General features: G+C 56.0%; 24 protein-coding genes and 1 tRNA gene. 19 read left to right on the top strand and 6 right to left on the bottom strand.

Annotated elements, in window-relative coordinates; translation table 11 throughout:
- Positions 1-143: 143 nt before the first annotated feature.
- The 3 genes from KSY55_RS04370 to bcp all read right to left on the bottom strand — a co-directional run bounded on the left by KSY55_RS04370 (position 144) and on the right by bcp (position 1707).
- Positions 144-701 carry a pyridoxamine 5'-phosphate oxidase family protein gene (locus KSY55_RS04370; RefSeq protein ID WP_217749501.1) on the bottom strand — a complete coding sequence of 186 codons (558 nt, stop codon included), beginning with the start codon at positions 699-701 and terminating at the stop codon, positions 144-146.
- Between the two features lie 47 nt (positions 702-748).
- A complete protein-coding gene (locus tag KSY55_RS04365) occupies positions 749-973 on the bottom strand; it encodes a hypothetical protein (protein WP_217749502.1) in 225 nt (74 codons plus the stop codon).
- A gap of 200 nt (positions 974-1173) precedes the next feature.
- Complete coding sequence (gene bcp / locus KSY55_RS04360; protein ID WP_217749503.1) at positions 1174-1707, bottom strand: thioredoxin-dependent thiol peroxidase; 534 nt, start codon at positions 1705-1707, stop codon at positions 1174-1176.
- Between the two features lie 609 nt (positions 1708-2316).
- Here bcp and KSY55_RS04355 point away from each other — a divergent pair.
- Together KSY55_RS04355 and KSY55_RS04350 are read left to right on the top strand one after the other, a co-directional pair.
- A complete protein-coding gene (locus tag KSY55_RS04355; protein ID WP_004222288.1) occupies positions 2317-2772 on the top strand; it encodes a hypothetical protein in 456 nt (151 codons plus the stop codon).
- A gap of 108 nt (positions 2773-2880) precedes the next feature.
- The gene (locus tag KSY55_RS04350) at positions 2881-3795 is read left to right on the top strand and encodes a hypothetical protein (RefSeq protein WP_217749504.1); all 915 of its coding nucleotides are present in this window, start codon (positions 2881-2883) and stop codon (positions 3793-3795) included.
- Positions 3796-3882: 87 nt separating this feature from the next.
- Here KSY55_RS04350 and KSY55_RS04345 read toward each other — a convergent pair whose 3' ends face one another.
- A complete protein-coding gene (locus tag KSY55_RS04345; protein ID WP_021899007.1) occupies positions 3883-4767 on the bottom strand; it encodes an SDR family NAD(P)-dependent oxidoreductase in 885 nt (294 codons plus the stop codon).
- Positions 4768-5014: 247 nt separating this feature from the next.
- On the opposite strand from KSY55_RS04345, the gene KSY55_RS09090 reads away from it, so the two are divergent.
- The 4 genes from KSY55_RS09090 (at position 5015) to KSY55_RS04330 (ending at position 7423) form a co-directional block, all read left to right on the top strand.
- A complete protein-coding gene (locus KSY55_RS09090; RefSeq protein WP_254881841.1) occupies positions 5015-5221 on the top strand; it encodes a hypothetical protein in 207 nt (68 codons plus the stop codon).
- Positions 5222-5262: 41 nt separating this feature from the next.
- The gene (locus KSY55_RS09085; RefSeq protein WP_254881842.1) at positions 5263-5712 is read left to right on the top strand and encodes a hypothetical protein; all 450 of its coding nucleotides are present in this window, start codon (positions 5263-5265) and stop codon (positions 5710-5712) included.
- A 55-nt stretch (positions 5713-5767) separates the two neighbouring features.
- Positions 5768-6652 (top strand): Fic family protein, encoded by an 885-nt coding sequence (locus KSY55_RS04335; protein ID WP_217749506.1) that lies wholly within the window; start codon positions 5768-5770, stop codon positions 6650-6652.
- Between the two features lie 198 nt (positions 6653-6850).
- Positions 6851-7423: a haloacid dehalogenase-like hydrolase gene (locus KSY55_RS04330; RefSeq protein ID WP_217749567.1), complete on the top strand. Its 573-nt coding sequence runs from the start codon at positions 6851-6853 to the stop codon at positions 7421-7423.
- A gap of 199 nt (positions 7424-7622) precedes the next feature.
- Here the strand turns inward: KSY55_RS04330 and KSY55_RS04325 are convergent, their stop codons facing one another.
- The gene (locus KSY55_RS04325; RefSeq protein WP_270201604.1) at positions 7623-8927 is read right to left on the bottom strand and encodes an MFS transporter; all 1305 of its coding nucleotides are present in this window, start codon (positions 8925-8927) and stop codon (positions 7623-7625) included.
- 121 nt (positions 8928-9048) lie between these two features.
- On the bottom strand, positions 9049-10536 hold the full coding sequence (gene thrC, locus KSY55_RS04320; RefSeq protein WP_034879619.1) for a threonine synthase: 1488 nt from the start codon (positions 10534-10536) through the stop codon (positions 9049-9051).
- A gap of 261 nt (positions 10537-10797) precedes the next feature.
- Between thrC and glyA the strand changes: the two genes are divergently transcribed.
- From glyA to frr, 13 genes are all read left to right on the top strand, one after another.
- Entirely contained in the window at positions 10798-12105 is a 1308-nt protein-coding gene (glyA, locus tag KSY55_RS04315; RefSeq protein ID WP_217749507.1) for a serine hydroxymethyltransferase, read from the top strand.
- 153 nt (positions 12106-12258) lie between these two features.
- Positions 12259-13572, top strand: a complete 1314-nt coding sequence (locus KSY55_RS04310; RefSeq protein WP_117661177.1) for a glutamate-5-semialdehyde dehydrogenase — start codon at positions 12259-12261, stop codon at positions 13570-13572.
- A 38-nt stretch (positions 13573-13610) separates the two neighbouring features.
- Positions 13611-14150: a phosphoribosylglycinamide synthetase gene (locus KSY55_RS04305; protein ID WP_254881843.1), complete on the top strand. Its 540-nt coding sequence runs from the start codon at positions 13611-13613 to the stop codon at positions 14148-14150.
- Between the two features lie 14 nt (positions 14151-14164).
- Positions 14165-14893, top strand: a complete 729-nt coding sequence (gene nadD / locus KSY55_RS04300; RefSeq protein WP_047749747.1) for a nicotinate-nucleotide adenylyltransferase — start codon at positions 14165-14167, stop codon at positions 14891-14893.
- Between the two features lie 90 nt (positions 14894-14983).
- On the top strand, positions 14984-16006 hold the full coding sequence (locus KSY55_RS04295) for a ribose-phosphate diphosphokinase (RefSeq protein WP_033524032.1): 1023 nt from the start codon (positions 14984-14986) through the stop codon (positions 16004-16006).
- A gap of 212 nt (positions 16007-16218) precedes the next feature.
- Positions 16219-16289, top strand: a tRNA-Gln gene (locus KSY55_RS04290).
- 423 nt (positions 16290-16712) lie between these two features.
- A complete protein-coding gene (locus KSY55_RS04285; protein WP_004222253.1) occupies positions 16713-17366 on the top strand; it encodes a hypothetical protein in 654 nt (217 codons plus the stop codon).
- Between the two features lie 103 nt (positions 17367-17469).
- Positions 17470-19515: a long-chain fatty acid--CoA ligase gene (locus tag KSY55_RS04280; protein ID WP_055063427.1), complete on the top strand. Its 2046-nt coding sequence runs from the start codon at positions 17470-17472 to the stop codon at positions 19513-19515.
- 2 nt (positions 19516-19517) lie between these two features.
- A complete protein-coding gene (def, locus tag KSY55_RS04275) occupies positions 19518-20003 on the top strand; it encodes a peptide deformylase (RefSeq protein ID WP_022244823.1) in 486 nt (161 codons plus the stop codon).
- 261 nt (positions 20004-20264) lie between these two features.
- Entirely contained in the window at positions 20265-21089 is an 825-nt protein-coding gene (gene rpsB / locus KSY55_RS04270; RefSeq protein ID WP_080789383.1) for a 30S ribosomal protein S2, read from the top strand.
- A 75-nt stretch (positions 21090-21164) separates the two neighbouring features.
- Positions 21165-22016 carry a translation elongation factor Ts gene (tsf, locus tag KSY55_RS04265; protein ID WP_004222246.1) on the top strand — a complete coding sequence of 284 codons (852 nt, stop codon included), beginning with the start codon at positions 21165-21167 and terminating at the stop codon, positions 22014-22016.
- A 185-nt stretch (positions 22017-22201) separates the two neighbouring features.
- A complete protein-coding gene (gene pyrH, locus KSY55_RS04260; protein WP_004222244.1) occupies positions 22202-22951 on the top strand; it encodes a UMP kinase in 750 nt (249 codons plus the stop codon).
- Positions 22952-23001: 50 nt separating this feature from the next.
- Positions 23002-23556 carry a ribosome recycling factor gene (gene frr / locus KSY55_RS04255; protein WP_022244820.1) on the top strand — a complete coding sequence of 185 codons (555 nt, stop codon included), beginning with the start codon at positions 23002-23004 and terminating at the stop codon, positions 23554-23556.
- Positions 23557-23607: the final 51 nt, after the last annotated feature.

The raw sequence follows: 23607 nt of genomic DNA, 5'->3' as shown, positions 1-23607 counted from the left end.
CTTATCTCGACCGGGTTACGGCCTGACTTGCAACTTGGCCGCAGCCGGACTTCGGTCTAGCGTTTTACATCTGATGCGCTGTTCCCAATTCCCATCCTCGGGCTTGGAAGCAGCGCATCATTGCGTCAAGGTGCGGTATGAGGTCAGTGCGTATGCGGCTGGGGCTTTTCGCGTACTTTGGCGGTGAGATAGTCCGCTTCCACCTTCCATACGGTGACGGCGCGTACCTGCTGGTCGGTGAATTCCGCATGTTCCATGCCGGCCTGCTGCTTCATCAGCAGTGCGAGCCCCTGGCGTGCCTCGTCAAGATCGTCGATGATGGATGCGGTGCCATTGCCGACGATCGACTTGAACGCCTCGCCCCAATTGCACAACGTACGCCCCTCAACCACCTCGCAGTCAGTCGCCATTTCGAATGCTACAGGAAGCGCGTTGTTCGCGGCCTTGACCGCGTCCATCTTACGTCCGGTCGCAGAACCATGGAAATACAAGGTGAGATGATTGGATTCCGCATCGAACACGTATCCGAAATTCAACGGCACGATGGTGATGCCTTCCGCATCGGTGTATGCAAGACTCACGATCTTGCACGTTGCGATAATCGCATCGATCTGCTGTGGTTCGGTTACCTCACGGTCGGCACGCCTCATCATGCGATGCCTTCCCGCAACCGTCCGCTCATCATTACGACGCGTCACCATGGCACGTTCCTCTCTGCTGGATTTACACACCCAGCCTACCGGCTCCCTCAGCCGATGCTGTACACGCCGGAACCATCATCCCACCAAGCATGATCCACCGGCTCCGGCTGCACAAGACGTTTCGGTCCCTTCAGCATTTCAATCGCCTTCAACTCCAAACGTTCACGCTCATCAACCAACGCACCGCCAACACGATCAAGCAAACCGCACACGCAAGCCGTGGGCTGACATGTCGGAAGACGATGATTTATTGTCGGAAGTCTGAGTCTCATCGCGCTTTTTCTCTTCTCATACGAGGCCGTGCCCCGTGCCGTTACGAGACCTTCGAAAGGCTCGCCGAAGAGCCATGTTCGAAGACATCGGCACACTGCACGACCACTATCAGGAATTCGACATCTACCCGCTACTGACACTGCTTGCGTCATTCGCACGAAAAAGCTGATCTATAAACAAAGCGGCATCGCATTCCAGATTAGAAAACGGAACCATCAAGCTTATCAAGCGCACGCAGCAGAGAATCAACATGACCTTTCGCGCGCACGTTGTATCGGGCAACACGAATCACTCCATCACCGTCAATCACAAAAGTCGAACGAATCACACCCTCGTAAACCTTGCCATACAATTTCTTCTCACCGTACGCACCATACAAACGATGCACGGTCAAATCAGCATCCGACAACAGGGGGAACGTCAAATGGTCGCGCTCGCGGAATCGGATAAGCTTGTCCATCGGATCCTTCGATATACCGAGTACGGTGAATCCGCGGGAGCTTAGGCGTGCGAGGTTGTCGCGGAAGTCGCAGGCCTCGGTGGTGCAGCCGGGAGTCATCGCGGCAGGGTAGAAGTATAGGATGATATTTTGGCCGCGCCATGCGGAGAGCGTGACACTACCGCCGTTGTCGCTGGGAAGTGTAAAGTCCGGGGCCGTTAGCCCCGCTTCGAGTCGTGCAGATGTACGGGAGTCCTGCGCTGCTGGGGTTGCTGGCGAATTGATGTCGGACATGATTGCTCCTTATCGTTCTTCGGACTTCGTGCCGATACAAAGCGCGAATAGGTGTCATCATACCCGCCTTTGCGTGTGCACAGTTCGTTGACTCGTTGCGCGCCGCCGCGAACTCCAAACAGTAGGCGTCAGACCTGTCAAGGGAACAAATCGGAAAAAGATCCTGCGCGAAGTATGGTTTGAAACGTGTCATCGTGCGCATTTTCTGGATCTGTCGGCCTTGTGCTGAGCAAAGCAGGCTGTATCTCGCCTATGTATGGCAGATTTCGGGATGTGACATGAGGCATCTCGCTTATATATGGCAGTCGGTTTCGCGAAAATGAGGTTTTTCATGCCCCCTACCTACTGCTTTGACGGACTGACCTGCCATATATAAGCAAGATATCTCCGGACAAGTTCGCAAATCTGCCATACATAAGCGAGATATGAGCAAAACGGTGTTCAACAACAAAGGAAACGTCAAATGATCGCGCTCGCAGAATCGGGCATGAGTACTCTTTAGCTACTCTTCGGAATTCAGAAGCCAAGTGGAAAACGAACTGTCATACAATTCCGTTTATCTCCTATGATGTTTTCCAGAACGGGGAAATTTCGGGGAAGCATGGCGCGTTGAAGAGAGGGACATCCACGTCGCACCGTACGACAACGGAGAACAAAGACGCGGCAGCGAACGTCACCGCGAAATCCATATGGTTCAAACGACAGCTCAACATGGCGGTTGCGGCGGTAGGCAGCGTCGCATTGTGCGCCACCATGGCCTTCGTCGCGGCACTCACCGGCTACGTTTCCTCAAGCGACCTAGACTCCGCAGCATACAAGATGGCGGCCTCCCAAGCTGAAATCACCGAGAGTCTCATCACCGACAGCGACGGCGTGCGGAAGGTCTACAATTCTGCCGCCATAGCGTTCCCTGACGGGCACACCGACTCCTACCAGAAGATGCATCGCGCCGGATCCGAGGAAACCGCATGGTCGTTGCCTGGCAGCACGCCGGTCATGTTCGAGATGCCCGAGTGGACCGGCTCGGACGGCAAGCCGCTCAAGGCCGGTATCGACATTTGTTGAGACGGCCACTTCTATCCGGAACTCGGTCGTTATTATGCCGCGTCCGGAGCCGAACTGTTTCCGCATCCGACGGCCACGACCGGCAACGCATGGCATCGCGAATCCCGCATGGGCAGCTATACCGACCGTGACGGTCTCGCAGTGATCACCGACAACGTGTGGGGTCCCGACGGGTATCCGCTCGACGTCGACGGCAACCCGATCTACTTCGTCGATGAGAACGGCGACACCGTTTCCTCCGGCAAGGACATTGCGGTCTACAACTACGCAGGAGTTGGATCTGACCCGTTCCGCACGTCGAGCCTCATCATCAACGCATGGAGCGGCAAGGATGGCACCCCGTTCGACTACTCCACGGGCAGCGCGCTCGACACCAGCGGAACAGGCAAGGGCGCGTCCGACAGCGAATCGGCCGACATGACGTTCGCCGAAGGCGCCTACGATCCAGACAATCTGGAAATCCGACAGATGAACTTGTCCCGCGCAGGGTTCAGTGTCATGAACTTCAACGCTCGCCTCTGCTCCAAGATGTGCGATCAGCTCGCCAAACTGACCATCCCAGGATATCAGGCCATGTATGATGATCCGACCGAACTCGACAAGAGCGCGCTCGAAGCTCCGATCGCGGCGGCACAGGCCAAGCTTGCCGAATTCGGCAAATACACGGACGATACGGTCGCATCTCTCACGGAAGCGTACGAGCAGGTCCTCTCGCTGTGGAACAACACCACGTTCAGCAGCGAACAGAACGGTCTTGTCTCCAATGCCGCCACGCTCCTTAACACGGCATTGGACGGTCTGAAGCTTCGGGAAACGAAGCCTGATGACCAGCCGGGCGGTGGCGAGGCCAAGCCGAATGACAAGCAGCCCTCGAAAGACAAGAATGCCAGCAAGGCCGATGGAAAACCGACTGCGGACTTGCCTCGCACGGGCTCCGACATCGTTCCCATTATCGCGGTCATGCTTCTCCTTGCAGGAGCCGGAACCACTGCCGGTACGTTGATACGCCGCAAGCATGTGTAGCGGTATGTTCTAGAAACCATCACCAGATAAATGGCCGGTCGAAGCACATTAGCTGCGACCGGCCATTTATCAGATGGGGTACGGTGATTAGAAGACGCTGTAGCCGCCGTCTACGCGAATGTCAGTGCCAGTAACGTACGAGGACGCGTCGCTGGCGAGGAAGAGCACCGTGCTGGCAATCTCGTCATTCGTGCCGAAACGATGCATCGGCACGACCTCGAGCATGGCGTCGTGGCCAGGCATGTCGATACGGCCATTGAAAATTCCAGACCACACGTATCCGGGGGAGATGGTGTTGGAACGGATACCATCCTTGGCGAGCGCGGCAGCAAGGTAACGTGAGTGTTCCATGATGGCCGCTTTGGTGGCGCCATACGCGTTCACCGGCGTCGGACTTCCCATCATGTAGTTCGCGTTGTGTCCGGACAGGGAGGCTGTGAAGATCAGTGAGCCGCCATGACCGTGTTCGCGCATGATTTCATGCGCGATGCGGCCGGTACGGTAGGTGCCGTTGAGGTTGATGTTGATGGTGCGCGTCCATACTTCTTCGGTGGCGTCTTGATCGTCGCCCGGTACGTTGACTCCGGCGTTGAGGAACGCGAAGTCGACGGTGCCCAGCTGTTCCACCAATTGTGTTTTGAGTTCGGCTACTTGTTCGACGTTGGTGACGTCGCAGGTGAGCGCGATGACGTTGGTGCCGAAACGTTCGCTCATGTCTTTCGCCAGTTCGGTGAGCTTGTCTTCTTGGCTGGGCAGGTCGACTAGTGCGACGTCTGCTCCGGCTTGGGCGAGCGCGGCCGCCGCGTTGCGTCCTAGACCGCCTGCGGCTCCGGTGACGAAGCCTTTGCGGCCGCGCATTGAGAATTTGTCGAGTATCGAGTAGTTTGAATCCTCCCATTTGTCGAGGGGATAACGTTCGTCGAAGATTTGTTCGACGGTTTTCTCTGGAATCTTCGATGATTCGTCTGCCATGTTTCGCTCCTTTGCGTGATGGCGACCGCTTTTTTGGATGCGTCCGCGCATCATGTTTTGCGCATCTATGGACCATGTTTGCGGTTGCCTATGCTCGTGCCTGCGGTCGTTCGGCGTCCGTGTCGAACCAATCCGAGTATAGCAAATAAAACGATGGCGGTGCTGTCAGTATTTGTCAGGTAAAACGTAATGAGGAAACCGTAAGGTCAATATAAGAAGATAGTTGATGATTGAAAGGGGAGTGGTGATGACGGATTTGAAAATGTTTTCCAAGCCTGTGGTGTTCACGGATTTCGATGGGGTGCTCAACGCCTTTCCGGATGACAAGCTTTTGCGCAGGGGCGGCGTGAACAAAGTTATGACCTGGGCGAAGCCCGACAGTCCCTACGCGAAAATGTACAATCCTGAAAAAGCGTTCCACTTGGACGGCAACGAAAAGCCCACACGCCCGTAGGCTCATGGCGCATCCACTGGTCCAGCGAACTATCCGACGCCATGTACGCGTTGGCAGTTGACGGCATTGTGGAATTGTGGTGGCTGTCCACCTGGCAGCCATACTGCAGTCAGATTCTCGACCCGATGCTCGGATGGGATCCCATGCTGGTCGATGTCATCACCTGGTACGATCCTGTCACCAAATGGGGACGTGAGGCAGGCAAATGGCAGACCATCCAACGACGCGTACGCATCGAATGCGAAGAGAATGAACCCGCGCCGATCGTATGGATCGACGATGATGAATGCTTCGAACAGCGCGCGCAGCTCTTGGAGGAACTCCAGCCGAAAGCGCCGGTGCTTATGGTCCGCCCGGACTATCGTATCGGCATCAGCCGTCGCCAATGGAAACTGATCGATACGTTCGTACACCATCCCGAACAGTTCGACACGGTCACGTTCGACATGGAACCAACCTGCAGGATATACGACATCCACCACGGTTTCTAGCCTAAATGAATTACCATGGGAGGATAGTCGAGCGGAATGAAGGAAGGATGGGGTTATGGCGGAACGTATCGTGGAGCGTCTTATCCGAGAGCGTGATACTCGATATGGTGACGGCATTTACACGACCACGCAAATCCAGTTCGCATGGAATTCCAATCATATGGAAGGTTCCACCCTTACTGCCAAACAGACCGCGCAGCTATTTGCCACCGGTACCTATACCACGGATGGCAGCGAACAGGTCAATCCTGATGATGCGTTGGAAACCCGTAATCATTTTGCTGCGTTCCGTTGGATTCTCGACCATGCTGATGAGCCGGTGGACCGGGATATGGTCTGTCACCTGCATGCCATTCTCAAGCAGGGCACCAGACAGGTCTCCGACTCGCTTTTCAACGTGGGCGGCTACAAGACTCGGCCGAACTTTATCGGCAATCATGTCACTCCGACAAGGACCGCGCTGCCGCAGGATGTTCCCGAATTTATGGACAGGCTGTTTGATATGTGCACGAAACTTGAGGACGAGCCGTATCAGATCGCCCGTGTCCATTGGACGTTTGAGAAGATTCACCCATTTTCGGACGGCAACGGTCGAATCGGACGGCTTATCATGTTCAAGGAGCTTTTGCGTATCGATGCGTTGCCTGTCCTTGTCCATGACGCGTATCGTGCGGAGTACGTCAATGGCATCAGTAAGTTTCCGGACGAGCCAGGATGGCTGGTTGATACGCTTCTATTCGAACGGGACCTTTACCGGTCGCATGTTCTGAAAACGGATGCCGAGGCATTGCGTTACACGTACCATGACCAATGGAATATGGCTGAGCATCGGGTGGAACGAGATGAGGATCTGGAATTCGCCAAGCTCATCGACACGAAGGCCCAGCCGTTGTTCGATGAGGAGTATCAGCAGCGCGAACGGCTCCTATGGGGCGAATAGCGGTCCGACTGTGTTGTTGTGGTGGTTCCTCCTTCCAAACGTGACATGAACCGAATGTGCATTGAGATGTGCAATTTGTGCACATTGCGGTCGCCGGCCGTTCACCTTGGTGTAAGAAGGAATCAGCCTTCGGACTTTAGCATGAGGTGCAATGGCGCGTATTGAATGCGCGCATACGAGGAAGTGAGAGCTGCATACATGCGTGTATTCGACTTCGATGGAACCATCTATGACGGAGAAAGCCTGTTCGACCTGTACCTGTTTTCGGCCAAATACAATCCGAAAGTATTGCGGTACATCGCCCCGGTACTGCGCTATGCCATCAAATACAAGCTCGGACGAACCACGTCCGATCAAATGGAATACGGTGTGGTCAAGCTATGCCACGGATATTTAAGCGAACTTGCCGAATCGTTGGAATTCGAAGAATTGGTCAACGCCTTCTGGGATCAGAACATGAAGCGCATCAAACCCTGGTATAAGCCACGCGAAGACGATGCGATCCTCACCGCCTCGTTCGACATCACCGTGGGCGAGGCCTGCCGCAGGCTTGGCGTGCAACATTTGGTCTCGTCCACCATCGACGACAACACGTTGAACGTAAACTACCTCAACTTCAACACCAACAAGCCCAAACGATTCCGCGAACTCTACGGAGACAACGTGCGAGTGGACGAATTCTACACAGACAGCCGATTCGACCAGCCCATGATCGACATGGCCCGACGTGCCTACATGGTCAAAGGCAACAAAATCCACCAAGTCAAATAGCCGGAAAGGCTGGAACGGAATACGGCGGCAAGGACCGATCCTGACATCTCCCCTTCGGCATGGACGCCTTGCACGAGCCAGGATGGGCGTCGGTCGGTCATATTGCCGTATATGGAAAATACGACCGACCGCAAAAACAGTTAGAACGACACGCGCTTGGACTGGTTTACGGCAGAAACCTCGCACACGATGCCAACAACTACCGCGAAACACGCTTCACACACAACAAATAAATCAACCAAGCAACAGGCATCGCCAACATAAACACCGGATAAAACCACACAGCAGGCAAATGCCCATACACCAAACCACCCACAAACGGACCAACCGACATACCCAAATCAATACCCGCATAATACGTACTATTCGCAATACCACTGCGCTCGCGGCCTGCGATTACCACGGCCTGCGCCTGCGTGACTGAACTCATCAGACCGTAGCCGACAGCGGTGAAAATCGCAGCCAACAACAGCATCCAATCATTGAACAGGAACGTCATGCATGCGAGCATCGCCAGCATGCCCAACGAGCAGACCGTCAGCCAGAAACGGAAGCCCTTGCTGTCGAACAGGTCGCGCAAGCCCAGTCGCAACACCAATAACGCGACCGCGTAAAACATGAAAAACAGGTCGGATGATACCGGCAGATGACGAGACTGAACATAACTCACGATGAAGGACTGATTTGCGAAATACGCTATCGCAAACATCATGAACGTCAGCGACAACGGCACCACACGCGGTTCCAGAATCGAACGGATCGAAAAACGATGCTTTTTGGTTGCGCTAGCAGAACCGTCAATGTCTACGGCAGTGGAGGGATTCTCCGTTATGGAAGTCTGCTTTTTGCGTACCGGCTGTCCGCCATTCTTCACCATCAGTGTGGCGAGCAGCATGATCACCGCCAGCACCAGCGAACTCAAAAACGTCAGACGATAACCGATGTATTTTTGCGCGCGAATACCCAATGCCGGTCCGACCGCCATAGCCAGCGCGTTCATCGTGCCATACAATCCCATGCCGGCACCCATATGCCGGATCGGCAGCAAAAGCGACATCCACGTGGCCAGGCAGACCGAGCAGCATGCGAAACCAACGCCGTTGATCACGCGAGCCATGATGAGCATGATGGGGGAGTTTGCGAAATAGTACAGCAGTCCGGCGGCGAAATAGAGCACCGTGCCAACCGCCACAAGTGTGCGCTTGCTGGTTTTGTCGGAAAGATTGCCTGCGATAGGGCGGCAGAACAGTGAGATGAAACTCATCGACCCGGCCACCGCACCCATCAGCATGCCGTCCGCGCCCAACGATTCCGCATATCCGGCAACGATCGGATTGGCAAGCATATTGCTCGACATGAAACAGAACGTCGCAAGCATGACCAACGCCATATCACGGGTGATGAGACGATCATGCTTACGCCGGGGCTGTTCGGGCTGGTTCGATTGTTGTGCCGGTTGCTTCTGTCGTACCGATTCAGATGCGGGTATCGTTGGTGCTGTCATGCTCGTTCGCCTCCGAGCATGCAACTGTAGCAGCCTTGACGAAAAACGGCCGTCCACATATTGCGGACGGCCGATGGAGATGGCTTTAACGATGTGAAAGTATGCTTCGCTTACAGAGTTTTTACAGAGCTTTGGCGGCCTGCTCGACAAAACCTTCCATACCGTCGATGTCAACGACATGGTCGAAACGCACGTCGGCGGTCTCCAAACCGCGCAACGCGGCCGGAGCGGTAGTGCCGGTCGCCTCGGCAAGCACGTCCATGCATTCGAAATCCGTGCCGGAAGCATCCAAACCCAAGGACTCGTTGACCACGCGCGGGAACTTGTACGGGCTGGCGGTGCTCAGCAGCACGCGCGGCGTCAGCGGATCGCGAGGCATCTGCTGCATCACGTAATAACCGCACGCGGTATGCGGGTCGATCACATAATGGTTCTTGTTCCAGCAATCCGCGATCATCTCACGCACCTGATCCTCATCGGCCCAGCCGGTGCCGAACAGGGAACGAATCTTGGCCAGCATCGGTTCGGGAACCTCATAGGCGCCCCACTGGTTCAAATCGTTCATCAGCATGGCGATCAGACGAGTGTCCTTGTCGGACATGTAATACAGCATGCGTTCCAGATTCGAGGAGATAAGAATGTCCATCGACGGGGAAATCGTCTGATAGAACGGACGCTGACGGTTATACGTGCCGGAAGTCAGGAAATCGAACAGCACATTGTTCTTATCGGACGCAACAACCAGATGCTTGACCGGCAAGCCTAACAGCTTCGCATAATATCCGGCGAGAATATCGCCGAAATTACCGGTCGGCACCACAAACTCGACCTCATCACCGACATTGATGACCTGCTGTTCGAGCAGCTGCGCGTAAGCGGAGAAATAATAGACGACCTGCGGCACCAAACGTCCCACATTGATCGAATTTGCGGAAGACAGTACCACATGCGAATCGGAAGCCAAACGATTGGCAAGCTCACGATCACCGAAAATGCGTTTGACAGCGGACTGAGCGTCATCGAAATTGCCCTTCACCGCGCAGACATTCACATTCGAACCAGCCTGCGTGCTCATCTGCAGTTCCTGTACCTGGCTAACCTTGCCTTCCGGATAGAACACGGTGATGCCTGTGCCCTCGGCATCCGCGAAACCAGCGAGCGCCGCCTTGCCGGTGTCTCCGGAGGTGGCTGTCACGATCATGATTTTCTCGTTGCCGTCGCCGCCGGCCGGGGTGGTGCGTGCCATGAAACGCGGCAGGATCTGCAATGCGACATCTTTGAATGCGGAGGTCGGGCCGTTAAACAGTTCCATCACGTAGTCATCGCCGAGCGGCTTGACCGGGGTGATCTTTTCGTCGGACCATTGCGCGCCGTACGCTTCATCGATGCATGCCTTGAGTTCGGTTTCGGAGAAGTCGGGCAGCAGCACGCTCAGCACGTCGAATGCGATCTGCTGGTAGGACTTGCCTGCGAGAGATGCGACGTCTACGTGGGTTTCGCCCAGTGAGTCGGTTACGAACAGGCCGCCGTCGTCGGCGATGCCTTTGCGTATGGCTTGCTTGGAGGTGAGTGAATCGGTGGTGCTGCGAGTGCTGTGGAACGTGGTCACTGGATTTCCTTAGCAATAGAACGGACAATGAACGTCAAACAATATTGAGTGTAGCGTTATGGGCGGGAAGAAGCGTGTTTGGCGTCCGTGGAATGGGACGATGCGTGTTTATGGGTGGTGATTGTTTCCTGCTTGTTTCGTGATTGCTTCCATGTTTCGAAACGCCCTATTCCCTCATGCGATTTGTGCACGTACACTTCATCGTTAAGCCTGCACGTTCGTACGGGCAACGTATTTATCCTCCAAGCCAAGGAGAGCTCAATGACCGCATCGCCTCTCGCGCAAACTCCGAACGACATGTTCAACGCGCCTATCGCCGAAGCAGACCCCGAAATCGCCGAGGTACTCAACGCTGAGTTGTCTCGACAGCAGAACGGCTTGGAGATGATCGCCTCCGAAAACTTCGTGCCGCGTGCCGTGCTTCAGGCTCAGGGTTCCGTGCTGACCAACAAGTATGCCGAAGGCTATCCGGGACGCCGCTACTATGGTGGCTGCGAGCAGGTTGACAAGATCGAAACCATTGCCCGTGAGCGTGCCAAGAGCCTGTTTGGCGCCGAATACGTCAACGTGCAGCCTCACTCCGGCGCACAGGCCAATGCAGCCGTCTACCAGGCGCTCGTCAAGCCGGGCGACACCGTGCTCGGTCTTGCCCTCGACCATGGCGGACATCTCACCCACGGCATGAAAATCAACTTCTCCGGACGTTTCTACCATGCCGAAGCCTACGGAGTCAATCCTGAAACCTTCCGCATCGATCCTGAAATCATCCGCCAGCGCGCGCTTGAAACCCACCCGGCCATGATCATCGGCGGCTGGAGCGCCTACCCGCGTATCGAAGACTTCAAGGCCATGAAGGAAATCGCCGACGAAGTCGGAGCCAAGTTCTGGGTTGATATGGCACACTTCGCGGGCCTTGTCGCAGCCGGACTGCACCCGAGCCCGGTCCCGTACGCCGATGTCGTATCCTCCACGGCTCACAAGACTCTTGGCGGTCCGCGTTCCGGTTTCATTCTCGCCAAGCAGGACTATGCCAAGAAGCTCAACTCCGCGGTCTTCCCGGGTCAGCAGGGCGGTCCGCTCATGCACGTCATCGCAGGCAAGGCCGTCGCGTTCAAGGTCGCAGCCTCTCCGGAGTTCAAGGACCGCATGCAGCGCACCCTCGACGGTGCCAAGATCCTCGCCGAACGCCTCATGTCCGACGATGTCAAGAACAACGGCATCAGCGTCCTCACCGGCGGCACCGACGTCCACCTCGTCATGGTTGATCTGCGCAACAGCGAAATGGACGGCCAGCAGGGCGAAGACCTCCTCGCCCAGTGCGGCATCACCATCAACCGCAACACCGTTCCGTTCGATCCGCGTCCGGCAAGCGTGGCTTCCGGTCTGCGCATCGGCACCAGCGCCCTCGCCACCCGCGGCTTCGGCAACAAGGAATACGAAGAGGTCGCCGACATCATCGGAACCGCACTCGCAGCAGGCAAGGATGCCGACGTGGAAGCCCTCAGGGCTCGCGTCGACAAGTTCGCCGAAGACTTCCCGCTGTATCCGGGTCTCGATCAGATCCACTGATTCCATGTCGAAGAACGGTTGATCGAGAACGGTTTCGGATATAAATCTCTGAGGACACGTGACGTGCGAAATCGCGCCCTGTTTCCGATGCTACGACGAAATAATGGTCGAAGCTACGGAACAAGGCGCGATTTCGCGCTAATCTAGGAAACTATGACGAACCCACAGACCCAATCCAACGCCATGGAGCCCGATGTGCTCAACGAGGTGTGCGCCAAAGCCGACGCCGCCCGAATCGCGCAAGCGCAACTTGCCCAAACCAACACGCAGCGTAAAAACGAACTTCTCAACGCCATCGCTGACGCACTCGACGCGCGCGCCAATGAAATCGCGGAAGCCAACGCCATCGACATGCAGAAATCCGCCGAACATGGCATGGACGCAGGCAAACTCGACCGGCTCAAATTTGACGTACCCCGCGTCAACGCAGCCGCACAAGGTGTGCGCCACGTAGCCACCCTACAGGATCCGATCGGTGAAATCGTGCGCGGATACCACCTCGACAACGGTCTGCGACTCGAACAAACCCGCGTGCCCATCGGCGTGCTCGGCATGATCTACGAAGCACGACCCAACGTCACCGTCGACGTCGCGTCACTCTGCATCAAATCAGGCAACGCGGCACTCCTCAGAGGAGGACACGCGGCCGAACGCACCAACGCAGCCACCCTCAACATCATCGCCGACGTATTGCACGAACACGGATATGATGCCGCACTCATCGCTTCCGTCGACGAATACGGGCGTCAAGGCGCCAACGCCATGATGCAGGCCCAAGGCCACATCGACCTGCTTATTCCACGAGGGGGAGCGGGCCTCATCCAAGCCGTCGTGCAAAACTCCAAAGTACCCGTCATCGAAACCGGAGCGGGCAACGTACACATCTACGTCGACCGAACCGGCGACCAAAACAAAGCCATCCCCATCATTCTCAACGCCAAAACGCAACGCGTCGGTGTCTGCAACGCCACTGAAAAACTCCTCGTGCACAGTGACATCGCCGAAGCGTTCCTTCCGCAAATCGCCACAGCGCTTGCCACAGCCGACGTCGAAGTGCATGCCGACGAACAGGCCTACGAGATCATCGACAAAACCGGTATTGACGGGGTGAAACTGATACATGCCACTGAGGAAGACTGGGATACCGAGTATCTCGCGTTGAAGATCGGTGTCAAAGTGGTCGACTCACTCGACGAGGCCATCAGCCACATTAACCGCCACTCCACAGGGCATACCGAATCCATTATCGCCGAAGACTATTCGGCCATTGAGGAATTCACCTCACGCATCGACTCGGCGGTGGTGATGGTCAACGCGTCCACGCGTTTCACAGATGGGGGAGTGTTCGGCTTCGGCGCGGAACTTGGTATCTCCACGCAAAAAATGCATGCACGCGGGCCCATGGGACTACGCGAAATGACCACGACCAAGTGGATCGGCTACGGAACAGGCCAGGTACGGGCATGAACGAACACAACAATAATGACGGCCAGATGGAGGAAACAATGACTGACGCTAAGGACCCATGGAATGCGGATCTCAATGACCCCTATCTGGGATTGAAGCTCGCATCCGAACGATTAAGCATCGTGCGATACGTGTTTCTCGTGCAGATCGAGGACGGCATCGCATCGGCGGCACAGCGTGCTTCACTCGAATACGCCGACGCGGTGCTGATCGGTTGGCCGGAAGTCGATGCCGAAGACGTGGTGGAACTCGACGAAGAGAAGCTTAAAAGCGTCGATGAGCAGATGCGGCTCATGGAACAGTACATCGCCAAATTCAGCGCCATGGAGCGCGAACAGGATATTGACGGCATGACCGATACGCTGATTCGCGTCACCGAACGTGTGGCGGAAGTGCGTCGCGCCTATCAGCCGGACTTCCCTCTGCCGACTTTCGCGGAGATCAGGCGCGTCGTGCAGGACGAGTGGGATGAGGATATGGGCAAAATCGACCCGGACAACGCATCGCCAACGGCAGACAGCATCGGCCGTGAGACCGCGGACGCCGATCAGGAACAAAAAAACGAGGATGCCTCATGACCGGCCCGAAACGCATGCGGCCCGAATCCGCCGAAGCCGATTCCGAACTTGCCATCAGCTATGTGGTGGAACCGGAACGGCGCATGTCCGACCTTTCCGTGGAATCAGCAGGTTCCGCGGTGGCCACAGGCCGACGTTCAGCACGCGGCAACTGGCATAGCAGGCCTCGCATCGGCATCATGGGCGGCACGTTCGACCCCATCCACAACGGCCACTTGGTGGCGGCCTCAGAAGTGTCGTGGGTGTACGACCTCGACGAAGTGATCTTCGTGCCGACGGGACGCCCCGTATTCAAACTCGACAAGAACGTCACCAACGCGGAAGACCGGTATCTCATGACGGTCATCGCCACCGCGTCCAATCCGAAATTCACCGTATCACGCGTGGACATCGACCGTCCGGGAGTCACCTATACCATCGACACGTTGCGAGACATCCGTGCGCAACATCCCGACGCGGAACTCTTCTTCATCACCGGAGCTGACGCGGTCGCGGAAATCATGCAATGGAAAGACGCCGACAAAATGTGGGATCTGGCCCACTTCGTGGCCGTGACCCGCCCCGGGTACTCATCGCCGGAAGGGGTGAAACTGCCGGAAGGCAAGGTCGATACGTTGGAAATACCGGCACTGGCGATTTCCTCGACCGATGTGCGGCGACGTGCGGAGCATGGGGAGCCTGTTTGGTACCTCGTACCGGACGGCGTGGTGCAATATATTGGCAAGCACGGACTGTACCGGTAAATTTCAGGTGAACACGCGCGGGTGAGACGGTCTGCGCAGATGGTTAATATGGGTCACGTCCACTTGACGCGAAAACAGACGTTTGGAGACATGGTGAGCGCAATCCTTGAAGGAAAGCCGGATAAAAACCTTATCCTTGTCACAGGCAGAACACATCCGAAACTGGCGGCGGAAGTCGCCGAACAACTTGGCATTGATGTTCTGGAAACCACAGCATACGACTTCGCCAACGGCGAAATGTACGTGCGCTACACCGAATCCGTGCGTGGCGCGGACGTGTTCGTACTGCAAAGCCACGCAGCCCCGATCAACCAATCGATTATGGAACAGCTCATCATGATTGATGCGCTCAAGCGTGCATCCGCGCGTTCCATCACCGCGGTCTGCCCACTGCTTGGCTACTCGCGCCAAGACAAGAAGCATCGCGGCCGCGAGCCCATTTCCTGCCGTCTCATGTTCGACCTGCTGAAGACCGCAGGTGCCGACCGCATCATGAGTGTCGACCTGCATGCGGCGCAGTCCCAAGGCTTCTTCGACGGTCCTGTCGACCACCTTATCGCTATGCCGGTGCTGGTCGACTACATTCGCGACCGTTTCTCCAACCAGCTTGACAATGTTGCCGTCGTCTCTCCGGATGCGGGCCGCATTCGTGTTGCGGAGCAGTGGGCGCAGCGTCTTGGCGGTGGTCCGCTCGCATTCGTCCACAAGACGCGTGACATCACCCGTCCGAACCAAGCGGTCGCCAACCGAGTCGTGGGCGATGTCGAAGGTAAGGACTGCGTGCTCGTCGACGATCTCATCGATACCGCCGGAACCATTGCCGGTGCATGCAGCGTGCTTAAGGATGCCGGTGCCAAGTCGGTGACTGTCGTCGCCACACATGGCGTGCTGTCTGGTCCCGCCGTCGAACGTTTGAAGAACAGCGGAGCCCGCGAAGTCGTGCTTACCGACACCGTGCCGATTCCTGAAGAGAAGCGTTGGGACGGTTTGACCGTGCTGTCGATCGCGCCGCTGCTGGCCAGCGCCATCCGTGCTGTGTTCGAAGACGGCTCTGTGGCTGAGTTGTTCGACACATATCCGGAGCATCACGGACAGGGCTTCTTGTTCGCCTGATGACGCGTTGCGCGGGCATGCTTAGCGTACGTTCCGCATGTTTGTGGGGTAACTCCCATATCAGTGAAGCGAGTACCGTTGTTTAAGGTGCGCATAACACTTTTTGTGCGCCTTAAACAACGTTTTTTATTAGTGCGACACGTCGAGACACGCGGTGTTGGCGACATGTGGCATAATAGACACTTGGCGGTAACCGCAAGGTTTTCCGCCATTCCCCCATGGTGTAATGGCAGCACACGGGTCTTTGGAACCCTTTGTCTTGGTTCGAGTCCAGGTGGGGGAGCCCATTCTCAGACGGCTCTGCGGCGAATGCCGCAGAGCCAATTTTTTTTATTTTTCTTGAGCGCACTTAGAGGAGTGTATGCCCGGTAACATAACTTTATGTGAGCATATACGAACAAACATGATCATTATCTTTCAGTGAAGGCTAATGCCGTTCATTTTTACTAAGCGTTTTTGAGACGAACTTAGGGTTTTTCGCCAAAGAAGGATTCTCTTTGCTTTTTCAACGATATGCCACCTTTTTTGTAATGTTTTAGGGGTATAAAATTTATCTTTAGGGTGTTCTAAAGTGTTTGAAATATCTGAAGTTATCCACTTATCCACAAGAATCAAATGTCAACTTGACGGGGGATGGCTTTTGTGCCTTAATGGTTCTTACACCCCCTCTCAACGATGAGTCGGGCGAATAAGAAAGGGATTCATCATGGATGATTCATGTGAAAATGATGTTCCGCCGCCGGAGGCTAACGAGCCCTTCTCGGAGGTTCCACCTTCTGACCAGGGATCAGCGGCCAATGCGAAGCGCGCTGATAAAAGTGGGAAGAAACGCGAGGGAGAAAACCTGACAGAGTGGGAAAGGATATCTCTTGAGCTTGGCAGAAAGCCGGTTTTCGATTACGATAAAACGCTTCCCTCGTATGATGGGTTTCTTAATTCAGATCTTTTCGGCAGGAAAATACCATTCCATTACATCCAGATAATGCCTGGGCCGTGCGATGCTGAATTTGCCTACTCCATGAACATGTTCGCGGCGCAGTTGATCTGCAATGTTGTCGATATCTTCCGTGGCAGGCAGAAAGAAGCACGCGTGGAAAGGGTATTGAGCGAGGCCTGCATGAGAAAGCTGAGAAATGCCTCCGCTCAGATCGCAGCACAGATGAAGAAGGATGTGAGGATATACGCGCAGTTGGGTCTGCTTCCGATCACCGTATATTACGTTGACAGCTGGTTGGTCTCTCCGACATGCTTCGAAAGCACCGTGCTGATGGGCATTGGAGGACGAAGGCTGTGCAGCAATTTGAAGTGCGTCCTCAAGGGATCTGCTTGGAAGTGCGAAGTCGCTGATTTCGGCGTGTGACGTATAACAAGTAACCATTCAAAACCCTTGGAATTGGCTGAATTCAGCCGTTTTCAAGGGTTTTCAGCGTGCCTTGAGCATACTGCAACTACTATAGGGACTCATGTTGAGAGAATTTGTACCGGAACCTGCGTATAGCACTACGGATGAGGATACCGTTTTCGCACTGCTCTCCAGACGCGCTAAACGTGATCCTGATGATCTCATCGCCCAATGGCAGGACGACGAGACTCGTCGATGGCATGACGTTACGGCGGGGGAGATGCTTGAGCGTGTGCGCGCGGTTGCGAAAGGTCTTCTTGGCCTAGGGGTCAAGGCCGGAAGCATGGTAGTCATCTATTCGCCTACCTGCTACGAATGGGGAGTCATCGATTTTGCCTGCGCCGCAATCGGCGCGGTAAGCGTGCCCGTGTATGAAACCGATTCCGCCAGGCAGGCCGCGTCCATCATCGAAGAGGTGGATCCGATCATCGCCTTTGCCGGTGATTTCGCGCATACACAAACGCTTGAACAGATTCGCGATGAGCACAGCAGCCTGCGCTACGTCTTCAACTTCAAGGCGGATGGTCTTGATGCCGTTGCTGATTTTGGAGAAGGTGTCGGCGAGGACACGCTCGATCAGGTGATTTCCAGGGTCAAGGCCGATGACATGCTCACCATTGTGTACACGTCTGGTTCCACTGGCAAGCCCAAGGGAGCGATGCTGTCTCACCGGAATTTCACGCATATCGTGCTGAACGGCTACATCATTCTCGATGAAATGCTATATCAGCCGAATCGTCTGATGTTGTTCCTGCCGTTGGCGCACTGCTTCGCTCGCTATATTCAGTATGTTGCGATTGGCGGGCAGGGGGTGGTCGGCTATCTGCCCGGAGCCAAGCATCTGCTTGCCGATCTGCGTAGCTTCAAGCCGACCTATCTGCTGGGAGTTCCCCGTGTGTTCGAGAAAGTGTATAACGCGGCTTCGCAAAAGGCCGGAGCGGGTATTCGTGGAAGAGTGTTCGCCAAGGCTTTCGATCATTTTGTGCAATGGTCGAAGGACGAGCAGGAAACCGGACGCCATTCCATTGTGGCTCGTGCCGAACATTCGTTCTTTATGTCTGTCGTAGGCAAATCCATTCGTTCTGCTTTGGGTCCGAACATGAGATATCTGGCTTGTGGCGGCGCTCCTTTGAACGTCGATCTCGCCCATTTCTTCAACGGTATGGATGGCATTACCTTCATTCAGGGCTATGGCATGACGGAAACCGCCGCTCCCATGATTGTCAACTGGCAGGACGCCAACCGCGTCGGTTCCGTAGGCAAGCCCGGGCCGGGCATGGGCGTGCGCACCGATGACGACGGCGAACTGCAGGTGATGGGCCCCAACGTGTTCCTTGGCTACTACAAGAAGCCGGAGCTGACAGCCGATGTCAAGATGGCTGATGGCTGGCTGAAGACCGGCGATTTGGGAACCATCGACGACGACGGATTCGTGTACATTACGGGTCGCAAGAAGGATATCATCATTACGGCCGGCGGTAAGAACGTCAGTCCGGCACCTATGGAAGATGTCATCAACACTTGCCCGATCGTGTCGCATGGTGTGGTGGTCGGTGATGGCAAGCCGTTCATCGGAGCTTTGATTGAGCTTGATCAGGAGATGGTTCGTTCCTGGCTTGCACAGCAGGGACTTGATAGCAACATGCCCATGGAGCAGATCGCGAAGAACGATGCCGTGCGCGCATTCATTCAGCAGTATGTCGAAAAGGCGAATGCGAATGTCTCTCGTGCTGAATCCGTTCGCAAGTTCGAAATCCTCGACGAGGAGTTCAGCCAGGAGAAGGGCACTCTGACGGCGAGCCTGAAAGTTGTCAGGCCGAAGGTGCTTAAGCGGTACGAAAATGTCATCGACAATGTGCTGTATGCGCCGAAGCCATCCAACAAACCGCTGCCAAAGACGGTGCAGATTCTTGACCGAACCACCGAAACGGTCAAGCAGGCTTCCGAATCCATGCGTCAGGCTTCCGAATCCGTAAGTCCGAAGGTTCGGCAGGCATTTGATACCATGCAGGAGAAAATTAAGAAGCAGACCGAAGACGCTGGCGAGTTCCAAACGCCGGAAGACTCATCGGAAACTGAGGAAACAACCATGAACGAGGAGCGATAATCTTGGCAATTCGTGAGATTCGAGTCGTACCTGATCCGGTGCTACGTACCCCCTGTGATCCTATCAAGGAAATTACGCCGGCCGTGCGTCATCTGGTACAGGATCTGCTTGATACCGTTGACGATCCAGGAAGGGCTGGCTTGTCAGCTAATCAGATTGGCGTGAATCTGAGGGCATTTTCCTATAACATCAACGGCAAGATCGGGTATGTGCTCAACCCTGTCCTCGAAGAGACCAGCGGTGAACAATACGGAGATGAGGGATGCCTGTCTGTGCCGGGATTGTGGTACAAGACCCGTCGCGCTGATTACGCTCGTGTGCGTGGCATCGATTTGGAAGGCAAGACGGTCGTGCTGGAAGGTCGTGGCATTATGGGCCGCATGTTGCAGCATGAAACCGATCACTTGAACGGTCATGTCTATCTTGATCGTTTGGAGAAAGAGGAACGCCGAGAGGCGATGCGCTACATGCGCAATCACCACAAGTGATTGTTCGCATCTCACCGATATGACGACTTGGGGTCACGTCTTTGCGAAAAGACGTGACCCCATGGTATTTTATGCCTTGTGTGCCATCCGGCGAAGGGCTTTGTCGTGAAAGTCCTGAGCCACCCAATATTGTCAACCGGCATACAACCAATTCGCGTCATGTTCGCGACGACCTGTGTCGGTCGGCCGACGCCGCAAGGCTTTGGCTGCACGCAGGAACGCATGACCAGGCAAGAACCGACAGAAAGAGGTAGTAATACCATGGCTCAGATCAATATGAGCGACATGCTGAAGGCAGGCCTGCACTTCGGCCACCAGACCCGTCGTTGGAATCCGAAGATGAAGCAGTTCATCCTCACCCAGCGCAACGGCATCCACATCATCAACCTGTTCAAGTCGCTCGACATGATCGACAAGGCCTACGACTTCATCAAGGCTACCGTCGCTCACAACGGCACCGTGCTGTTCGTCGGCACCAAGAAGCAGGCTCAGGAAGCCGTTTCCAATCAGGCTGTCCGCGTGAACATGCCGTACGTTTCCGAGCGTTGGCTCGGCGGTATGCTGACCAACTTCCAGACCGTGTCCAAGCGCGTCTCCCGTCTCAAGGAACTCGAAGAGATGGACTTCACCGACGTGCGTGGTTCCGGTCTGACCAAGAAGGAACTGCTGCTTCTCGAGCGCGAGAAGGACAAGCTGGCTAAGCAGCTGGGCGGTATCCGCAACATGAACCGTACTCCGTCCGCCATGTTCGTGGTTGACGTTAACAAGGAAGCTTTGGCCGTTGAGGAAGCTCACAAGCTGGGCATTCCGGTCGTTGCCATCGTCGACACCAACGCTGATCCGGAGTCCGTCGAGTACCCGATCGCAGCCAACGATGACGCCATCCGCGGCATCGAACTGCTGACCAGCCTCATGGCTGACGCAGTGGCCGAAGGCCTGCTGGAGCGTTCCGGCAAGGCCGCTAAGGCTGAGGGCGAGACCGAGCAGCCGATGGCCGCTTGGGAGAAGGAGCTCCTCACTGAGGGCGCTCCGGCCGCCGATGCACCGGCTGAAGCCGAAGCTGAAGGCGAAGCCAAGGCTGAGTGAAAATATCCACTATGATGGGAGGTGTTGTGCCTCCCATCATATGGGGCATCACTATTTTTCAGAGGAGACAAATCAATGGCAGCAATCACTGCAGCTCTGATCAAGCAGGTGCGCGAGGAAACTGGCGCCGGCATGATGGACGTTAAGAAGGCTCTGACCGAGGCTGAGGGTGACGTGGCTCGCGCCAAGGAAATCATCCGCGCCAAGGGCATCCAGGCCGCTGGCAAGCGCGAAGGTCGCAAGGCTCAGGAAGGCACCATCGCCTCCCAGGTCGTGGAATCCGCCAATGGCCAGACCGGTTACGCCGTCGAACTGAATTCCGAGACCGACTTCGTGGCCAAGACTCCGAAGTTCGTGGAGTTCGCTGACAGCGTGCTCGAAGACGCCGTCAAAGCCGAGGCCGCTTCTGTGGACGAAGTGCTGGCAGCCGCTTCCGGCGAAGCCACCGTGAAGGAAGCCGTCGAAGAGGCGGCCGCTCTGTTCGGTGAGCACGTCAAGGTCGGCCAGTTCGCCAAGGTCGAGGGTCCACACGTTGAGATCTACGCCCACAAGAAGTCCGCTGAGATGCCGCCGAGCATCGTGGCCATGATCGCCACCGATGAGGCCGGCGCTGCTGTGGCTCACGAAGCCGCTCTGCAGATTTCCGCAATGGGTGCCCAGTGGCTGACCCGCGAGGACGTTCCGGCCGATGTGGTCGAGTCCGAGCGCCGCGTGGCCACCGAGAAGTCCTTGGCCGAAGGCAAGCCGGAGAAGATCGTTCCGAAGATCGTGGAAGGCCGTCTCAATGCCTTCTACAAGGAGAACGTCCTGCTCGAGCAGTCCTATGTCAAGGATCCGTCCAAGACCGTTGGCGACCTGTTCAAGGAAGTCGGCGGCGCAGCCGTGGCTTTCGCTCGTGTCGAGGTCGGCAAGGGCGAGGCTGAGTGAATTCGGCTTCAATGGTGAATCCGTGCGTTAGACGCTAGAGATTCCATGAGGTTGGCCATCATCCACAGGGTGATGGCCAACTTTGTTTTCTTCTCGACGCTGTGTCGTTGCGGTGTGGTGTCTGTGTTTGCCGATACTCTTGAGAGCGGTAAATTTCGTGAGTTCTCGGGCAAGAAAGGCTTTTCATGACTGGCGAAAACACTGGTGATAATCCACGCAGAGTGCTGCTCAAACTATCCGGAGAGGCGTTTGGCGGCGGCAAAGTCGGCATTGACACGTCCGTCATCCGCCGTATCGCTGAGGAAATCGTTCCCGCGGTGCAGCAGGGCGTTCAGGTCGCCATCGTCGTCGGAGGCGGCAACTTCTTCCGCGGCGCGGAACTTCAACAGGCTGGAATCGACCGCTCCCGCGGCGATTATATGGGCATGCTGGGCACGGTGATGAATTGCCTCGCTCTGCAGGACTTCTTGGAGCAGGAGGGACAGGCCACGCGCGTGCAGACCGCCATCACCATGGGTCAGGTCGCCGAGCCGTACATTCCGCTCAAGGCCATTCGTCATCTGGAGAAGGGCCGTGTCGTGATTTTCGGCGCTGGTGCCGGTATGCCGTATTTCTCCACTGACACTGTGTCCATTCAGCGTTCTTTGGAAATCCATTGCGATGAGGTGCTGATGGGCAAGAACGGCGTGGACGGCGTTTATACCGCCGATCCTCGTAAGGACGAGAACGCCAAGCGTTTCGCCACATTGAGCTATAATCGTGCCCTCGTCGACAATCTCGCCGTTATGGATGCATCCGCGCTTTCCATGGCCCGCGACAACAAGCAGCGCATCCGTGTTTTCGGGCTCGAAGGCAATGGCAATGTGACCCGCGCCCTTCTCGGTGAGGAAATCGGAACTATGGTTTCCACCGCGGAGTCCACACTCGCTGAATAACGACATTCAACGTCGAATATCGATCAAACAACCAACAACAAGGAGTACAAATGGCAACTATTGTCGAACAGGCCAAGGCACAGATGGCCAAGTCCGTGGAATCCACCAAGGAGAACTTCTCCGGCATTCGTACCGGCCGCGCAAATCCGGCGCTGCTCAACGGTATCACCGTTGATTATTATGGAGCTCCGACCCCGCTGAAGGCCATCGCCACCATCGGCGTGCCGGAACCGCGTACCCTGTCCGTCACTCCGTTTGACGCGTCCCAGGCCAATGCCGTCGAGAAGGCGTTGCGTGATTCCGATCTGGGCGCCAGCCCGCGTCGCGACGGCAACGTCATTCGCCTGACCATGCCGGAGCTGACCGAGGAACGTCGCAAGGAATATGTCAAACTCGCCAAGGGCAAGGCGGAAGATGGCAAGGTCGCAGTGCGCAACATCCGACGCAAGGCCAAGGAATCCCTTGACAAGGCCATCAAGGACGGCGAGATGGGTGAGGACGAGGGCGATCGTCTGCTCAAGGAGCTCGACAAGATCACCAAGCAGACCACTGATGAACTTGATACCCTGCTCGAAGCCAAGCAGAAGGAGATCATGGAGGTCTGAGAGACCTTCATCTCCTGAAAAGAATCGACGCACAGCCAGACAGGGAACATG

Source organism: Bifidobacterium sp. MSK.13.1, assembly GCF_019131435.1.
Lineage (GTDB): Bacteria > Actinomycetota > Actinomycetes > Actinomycetales > Bifidobacteriaceae > Bifidobacterium > Bifidobacterium pseudocatenulatum.
The sequence above is the reverse complement of the archived record's forward strand: the minus strand, read 5'-3'. Positions and strand labels throughout refer to the sequence as shown.

Excerpts from the sequence above, each read along its gene's own strand:
- KSY55_RS04280 (WP_055063427.1), top strand. The coding sequence starts at position 17,470 with ATGTTGAGAGAATTTGTACCGGAACCTGCGTATAGCACTACGGATGAG.
- KSY55_RS04330 (WP_217749567.1), top strand. The coding sequence starts at position 6,851 with ATGCGTGTATTCGACTTCGATGGAACCATCTATGACGGAGAAAGCCTG.
- rpsB (WP_080789383.1), top strand. The coding sequence starts at position 20,265 with ATGGCTCAGATCAATATGAGCGACATGCTGAAGGCAGGCCTGCACTTC.
- KSY55_RS04365 (WP_217749502.1), bottom strand. The coding sequence starts at position 973 with ATGAGACTCAGACTTCCGACAATAAATCATCGTCTTCCGACATGTCAG.
- KSY55_RS09090 (WP_254881841.1), top strand. The coding sequence starts at position 5,015 with ATGACGGATTTGAAAATGTTTTCCAAGCCTGTGGTGTTCACGGATTTC.
- pyrH (WP_004222244.1), top strand. The coding sequence starts at position 22,202 with ATGACTGGCGAAAACACTGGTGATAATCCACGCAGAGTGCTGCTCAAA.
- KSY55_RS04310 (WP_117661177.1), top strand. The coding sequence starts at position 12,259 with ATGACGAACCCACAGACCCAATCCAACGCCATGGAGCCCGATGTGCTC.
- frr (WP_022244820.1), top strand. The coding sequence starts at position 23,002 with ATGGCAACTATTGTCGAACAGGCCAAGGCACAGATGGCCAAGTCCGTG.
- KSY55_RS04335 (WP_217749506.1), top strand. The coding sequence starts at position 5,768 with ATGGCGGAACGTATCGTGGAGCGTCTTATCCGAGAGCGTGATACTCGA.
- KSY55_RS04350 (WP_217749504.1), top strand. The coding sequence starts at position 2,881 with ATGGGCAGCTATACCGACCGTGACGGTCTCGCAGTGATCACCGACAAC.
- KSY55_RS09085 (WP_254881842.1), top strand. The coding sequence starts at position 5,263 with ATGTACGCGTTGGCAGTTGACGGCATTGTGGAATTGTGGTGGCTGTCC.
- KSY55_RS04295 (WP_033524032.1), top strand. The coding sequence starts at position 14,984 with ATGGTGAGCGCAATCCTTGAAGGAAAGCCGGATAAAAACCTTATCCTT.
- KSY55_RS04370 (WP_217749501.1), bottom strand. The coding sequence starts at position 701 with ATGGTGACGCGTCGTAATGATGAGCGGACGGTTGCGGGAAGGCATCGC.
- KSY55_RS04325 (WP_270201604.1), bottom strand. The coding sequence starts at position 8,927 with ATGACAGCACCAACGATACCCGCATCTGAATCGGTACGACAGAAGCAA.
- KSY55_RS04345 (WP_021899007.1), bottom strand. The coding sequence starts at position 4,767 with ATGGCAGACGAATCATCGAAGATTCCAGAGAAAACCGTCGAACAAATC.
- KSY55_RS04305 (WP_254881843.1), top strand. The coding sequence starts at position 13,611 with ATGACTGACGCTAAGGACCCATGGAATGCGGATCTCAATGACCCCTAT.
- KSY55_RS04285 (WP_004222253.1), top strand. The coding sequence starts at position 16,713 with ATGGATGATTCATGTGAAAATGATGTTCCGCCGCCGGAGGCTAACGAG.
- nadD (WP_047749747.1), top strand. The coding sequence starts at position 14,165 with ATGCGGCCCGAATCCGCCGAAGCCGATTCCGAACTTGCCATCAGCTAT.
- tsf (WP_004222246.1), top strand. The coding sequence starts at position 21,165 with ATGGCAGCAATCACTGCAGCTCTGATCAAGCAGGTGCGCGAGGAAACT.
- glyA (WP_217749507.1), top strand. The coding sequence starts at position 10,798 with ATGACCGCATCGCCTCTCGCGCAAACTCCGAACGACATGTTCAACGCG.
- bcp (WP_217749503.1), bottom strand. The coding sequence starts at position 1,707 with ATGTCCGACATCAATTCGCCAGCAACCCCAGCAGCGCAGGACTCCCGT.